The organism is Streptomyces sp. NPDC005070 (genome assembly GCF_053600395.1).
Window position 1 is genome coordinate 1 of record NZ_JBSFZS010000258.1, and the last position, 5,415, is coordinate 5,415.

Genomic DNA, 5,415 nt, shown 5'->3' on the forward strand with positions numbered 1-5,415 from the left:
GCCAATTGTCGCGTTCCCGGCGGATGTTGGTGGCCGCGAGGCAGTGCTCCACGACGACCTGCGGTTCGGTGTCGTCGACACTTCCGGCCGCGCTCGGGGCCGGTCAGACCCGCGCGGCGCAGGGCGTCGGCCATGGCGCTGTTCGCCGGCGGCTGAGCCTGCCGGGAGGCGCCCCCGGCCGCGCCCGCACCGCCGCCGCGGCCCTGCCGCTGCTGGCCGCGCTGCTGGGGCGGCCGCCCACCCCGCTGGGGCCGGCCGCCGCCGCCCTCGGCCGCCGGAGCGGCCGCCTCGTCGTCCAGCCGGAGCGTCAGCGAGATCCGCTTGCGCGGGATGTCGATGTCCAGGACCTTCACCCTGACGATGTCACCGGGCTTCACGACGTCCCGCGGGTCCTTGACGAAGGTCTTGGACATCGCGGAGACGTGCACGAGCCCGTCCTGGTGGACGCCGATGTCCACGAACGCGCCGAACGCGGCCACGTTCGTGACGACGCCCTCCAGGACCATCCCGGCCACCACGTCGGAGATCTTCTCCACGCCCTCCTTGAAGGTGGCCGTCTTGAAGGCGGGACGCGGGTCGCGACCCGGCTTCTCCAGCTCCCTGAGGATGTCCGTGACGGTCGGCAGACCGAAGGTCTCGTCGACGAATTCGGCCGGCTTCAGCGAGCGCAGCACGCTCGTGTTGCCGATCAGCGACGCGACCTCGCTGCCCGCCGTCTTCACCATCCGCCGCACCACGGGGTACGCCTCGGGGTGCACGCTGGACGCGTCGAGCGGGTCGCTGCCGCCCCGGATCCGCAGGAAGCCCGCACACTGCTCGTACGCTTTCGGACCGAGCCGTGCCACGCCCTTGAGGGCCGTACGGGAGGTGAAGGGGCCGTTGGCGTCGCGGTGGGCGACGATGTTCTCCGCGAGGCCGGAGGTGATGCCGGAGACCCGCGCCAGCAGCGGGGCGGAGGCGGTGTTCACGTCCACACCCACGCCGTTCACACAGTCCTCGACCACCGCGTCGAGCGAGCGCGACAGCTTCACCTCGGACAGGTCGTGCTGGTACTGCCCCACACCGATCGACTTCGGGTCGATCTTCACCAGCTCGGCCAGCGGGTCCTGGAGCCGGCGCGCGATGGAGACGGCGCCGCGCAGCGACACGTCCATGTCGGGCAGCTCCTGCGAGGCGAACGCGGACGCCGAGTACACCGAAGCGCCCGCCTCCGACACCATCACCTTGGTGAGGTTCAGCTCCGGGTGCCTGGTGATGAGCTCACCGGCGAGCTTGTCGGTCTCGCGCGAGGCCGTGCCGTTGCCGATGGCGATCAGGTCGACCGCGTGCTCCTTGGAGAGCCGGGCGAGCTTGGCGACGGCCTCGTCCCACTTGTTCGCCGGGACGTGCGGGTAGATGACGTCCGTGGCGACGACCTTGCCGGTCGCGTCGACGACGGCGACCTTCACGCCCGTACGGAAGCCCGGGTCCAGGCCCAGCGTCGCGCGCGTGCCCGCCGGGGCGGCGAGCAGCAGGTCCCGCAGGTTCGCCGCGAAGACGTCCACCGCCTCGTCCTCGGCGGCGGTGCGCAGCCTGAGGCGCACGTCGATGCCGAGGTGCACGAGGATGCGCGTGCGCCAGGCCCAGCGGGCGGTGTCCGTCAGCCACTTGTCGCCGGGGCGGCCGCGGTCGGCGATCCCGAAGCGGTGGGCGACGATCCCCTCGTACGAGGACGGTCCCTCGGTGGACTCCTCCGGCTCCAGGACGAGATCGAGGACGTCCTCCTTCTCGCCGCGCAGCATGGCGAGGATCCGGTGCGAGGGCAGCGCCTTGAACGGCTCGGCGAAGTCGAAGTAGTCGGCGAACTTGGCGCCCGCCTCCTCCTTGCCCTCACGCACCTTGGCGGCGAGCCGTCCGCGCACCCACATGCGCTCGCGCAGCTCGCCGATCAGGTCGGCGTCCTCGGAGAACCGCTCGGTGAGGATGGACCGGGCGCCGTCCAGGGCGGCCTGCGGGTCGGCGACGCCCTTGTCGGCGTCGACGAAGGCCGCGGCCGCGGCGAGCGGGTCCACCGAGGGGTCGCCGAGCAGGCCCTCGGCCAGCGGCTCCAGACCCGCCTCGCGCGCGATCTGCGCCTTGGTGCGCCGCTTGGGCTTGAACGGCAGATAGATGTCCTCGAGGCGCGCCTTGGTCTCGGCGGCTCTGATCTGCGCCTCCAGCTCGGCGCTGAGCTTGCCCTGTTCGCGCACCGAGTCGAGGATCGCGGACCGCCGGTCCTCCAGCTCCCGCAGATAGCGCAGCCGCTCCTCGAGGGTGCGCAGTTGCGCATCGTCGAGCATCTCGGTCGCTTCCTTGCGGTAGCGGGCGATGAAGGGCACCGTCGAACCGCCGTCGAGCAAGTCGACGGCCGCCTTGACCTGCCGCTCCCGTACGCCGAGTTCTTCGGCGATCCTGCCTTCGATGGACCCTACGAGGGGTGTCGTCACGATCCCGTACCGCCTTCTCCACTGAGGTTGCGCGGCAATTGTGGCAGGTGACGACGACAACGGGGGCTCAGGGCGCCACACGGAGGGGCCGCGAGCCGTCCGGGTCCGCGCCTCGGGCACCCGCTCCGAGGGGGCCCACCACAGGCGCGCCCCCTACGGACGAGCGTGGTCCGGAGCGGTCCGGACGGCTCACTCCTTGCCGATCATTCCCTCCGGGAACGCGCCCGCGGCGAAGGCGGTCATCAGCATGCCCTTCGCGATCTCGGTGAGCCGTTCGACCCCGGCGGCGCCCAGGTGTTCGTACGGAGCCCGGTCGAGGCGGTCCGTCCGGGCCTCGACGTCCCGGCGCAGCTCCGCACCGGCCGGCGTCAGCTCGCCGTCCGCGTCGAGCAGCCCGCGCTCGCGCAGCCGCCCGGACGCGGCCTCCCAGTCCTGCCGGGACCAGCCGCGGGTGCCGAGCACCCACCGCGGCGCCATGCCCTTGCCGGTCGCGGTGTGGCTCACCAGGGCCTCCACCGGGTCGAGCTCGGCGTCGAGCAGCACCGCGAGGTGACCGTCGCCCCGGTACTCGCGCAGCAGGGTGGCCGCGTGCCAGAGCGCCAGGTGCGGCGCCGCGGGCACGGGCAGGTCCGCGTGAGCGGCGTACAGCGGGCGGAAGGCGCGGGTGCAGGCCTCGGTCGCGCGCAGGGCGAGCTTCGCCGCCTCGGCCACCTCCTCGGACGCGATGACGTCCTCGCCGAGCAGCCGCCGGAGCGTCGTGTCCACGGCACGCAGACGAGCCGCGAGCACCGTCTCCGGAGAGGCGGCCCGCCACACCGCGGGCACGTGTGCGGCGACGAGTTCGTGCCGGAAGTTGAAGAACGTCGCCGTCACCGTGCCCGCGCCGACCGCGCCCATCGCGGCGGCCCGCACCGCGAAGTAGGCGCTGCGCTCGTTCTCGACGCCGACCGCGGCCAGCTCACGGCCCAGATCGGGCGAGAAGTAGTGCGTCGAGTGCAGCGGATTGAGGACGTTGTGGCAGCGCCGTCCGGCGCGCTCCGGCAGTGAAGGGGTCATACCCCGCCACATTACCGACTGGTTGGTATGTCGGGAACTCCCGGACCCCCGATGGCAGGAAAGGTGGGATCCTCGACATTGCGGCCATCCACGCACCGGCCGAGAATCGGTACATGCGAACGGTCCTGATCGTCCTCTTCGACGGCGTGCAGAGCCTCGACGTCACCGGCCCCCTGGAGGTGTTCGCGGGCGCCGAGAGCTACCGCGGCGGCTCGTACGGCATCCGCACGGCCTCCCTGGACGGCACCCGGTCCGCTCCTCCAGCGGCCTCGTCCTGGTACCGGACCGGGCGCTGGCCGACGCGCCGGACCCGCACACCCTGCTGGTTCCCGGCGGCAGCGGCACCCGGCGTCCGGATCCCCGGCTGATCGACTGGCTGCGCGCCCACGGGCCGCGCGCCGAGCGTCTGGTCTCGGTGTGCACCGGTGCCGGACTGCTCGCGGCGGCGGGCCTGCTCGACGGCCGTCGCGCGACGACCCACTGGGCCCACTGCGACCGGCTCGCCCGCGACCACCCGGCGGTCACGGTCGATCCCGACCCCATCTTCGTACGCGACGGCAACGTCGCCACGTCGGCGGGCGTCACCTCCGGCATCGACCTGGCCCTCGCCCTCGTGGAGGACGACCTGGACCGTGACGCCGCCCTCACCATCGCCCGCCATCTCGTCGTCTTCCTCCGCAGGCCGGGCAACCAGGCCCAGTTCAGCGCCCAGCTCGCCGCCCAGACCGCGCGACGCGAACCGCTGCGCGAGGTCCAGCACTGGATCTCCGAGCATCCGGGCGACGACCTGAGCGTCGAGTCGCTCGCGGTCCGCGCCCGGCTCTCGCCCCGGCACTTCGCGCGGGCCTTCCGGACGGAGACGGGCACGACACCCGGCCGGTACGTGGAGCGCGTACGGCTCGAACACGCCCGCCGTCTCCTGGAGGACACCGCCTACGGCATCGAGGAGGTCTCCCGGGCGTCCGGCTACGGCACACCCGAGGCGATGCGCCGCGCCTTCCTGAAATTCCTCGGCTCGGCCCCCGCGGAGTACCGCCGCCGCTTCCACCCGGCCTCCACCGCCTGACATCCCAACATCCCACCGCTCCGCGCGGCGGCACACCCCCGCGCCGAAAGGATCCCGATGCAGATCGCCATCGTCCTCTACGACCGCTTCACCGCCCTGGACGCCGTGGGCCCCTACGAGACGCTCGGCCGGCTGCCCGACGCGGACACCGTGTTCGTCGCGGAACGCACCGGCCCGGTCCGTTCCGACACCGGCCGGCTCGCGCTGACCGCGGACAAGAGCCTCGCGGAGATCCCGCGCCCGGACATCGTGGTCGTACCGGGAGGGCCGGGCCAGAGCGACCAGATGCACAACACGGTCCTGCTCGACTGGCTGCGGGCCGCCGACGCCACCAGCCTCTGGACGACCTCGGTGTGCACCGGGTCCCTGCTGCTCGCCGCGGCGGGGCTCCTGAAGGGACGCCGGGCCACCTCCCACTGGCTGGCACTCGACCAGCTCGCGCGCTTCGGCGCGAAGCCCACGCGGGAGCGGGTCGTGTTCGACGGCGGGTACGTGACCTCGGCCGGTGTCTCCTCCGGCATCGACATGGGCCTGGCCCTGCTCGGCCGGATCGCCGGGGACGAACACGCCCAGGCCGTTCAGCTCCTGACCGAGTACGACCCGCAGCCGCCCTACGACGCCGGGTCCCCGGAGAAGGCGCCCGCGCACCTCGTCGAGGAGTTCCGCGGCAAGAGCCGTTTCCTCCTGACTTGACATCCTCGCCCGCCTAAAGGAGGGCGATTCCCGCCTGCCTCGCTGTTGTCGGGCGCGGCTTCGGGTGGGTTCCTGTTTCATCGCGCTGCGCCGGGACGAGTCCCGGTCTTACCCGCGCTCCGCAGGCTGACACCG

The 5,415-nt window shown here is 72.6% G+C and carries 2 protein-coding genes and 2 pseudogenes; 2 read left to right on the top strand and 2 right to left on the bottom strand.

Annotation, left to right across the window (positions count from 1 at the left end; translation table 11 throughout):
• Positions 1–80 precede the first annotated feature (80 nt).
• Positions 81–2,465 (bottom strand): annotated as a pseudogene (locus ACWEBX_RS37070) (Tex family protein); the annotation flags it as partial.
• A gap of 189 nt (positions 2,466–2,654) precedes the next feature.
• Positions 2,655–3,521, bottom strand: coding sequence for an SCO6745 family protein (locus ACWEBX_RS37075; protein WP_451889141.1), 867 nt, complete (start codon positions 3,519–3,521; stop codon positions 2,655–2,657).
• A 113-nt stretch (positions 3,522–3,634) separates the two neighbouring features.
• On the opposite strand from ACWEBX_RS37075, the pseudogene ACWEBX_RS37080 reads away from it, so the two are divergent.
• Together ACWEBX_RS37080 and ACWEBX_RS37085 are read left to right on the top strand one after the other, a co-directional pair.
• Positions 3,635–4,587, top strand: a pseudogene (locus ACWEBX_RS37080) (GlxA family transcriptional regulator).
• Positions 4,588–4,644: 57 nt separating this feature from the next.
• Positions 4,645–5,280 (top strand): DJ-1/PfpI family protein, encoded by a 636-nt coding sequence (locus ACWEBX_RS37085; protein WP_451889142.1) that lies wholly within the window; start codon positions 4,645–4,647, stop codon positions 5,278–5,280.
• The last annotated feature ends 135 nt before the right edge of the window (positions 5,281–5,415 follow it).

Coding starts and splice junctions, on each gene's coding strand:
- ACWEBX_RS37075 (WP_451889141.1), bottom strand. CDS start 3,521: ATGACCCCTTCACTGCCGGAGCGCGCCGGACGGCGCTGCCACAACGTC.
- ACWEBX_RS37085 (WP_451889142.1), top strand. CDS start 4,645: ATGCAGATCGCCATCGTCCTCTACGACCGCTTCACCGCCCTGGACGCC.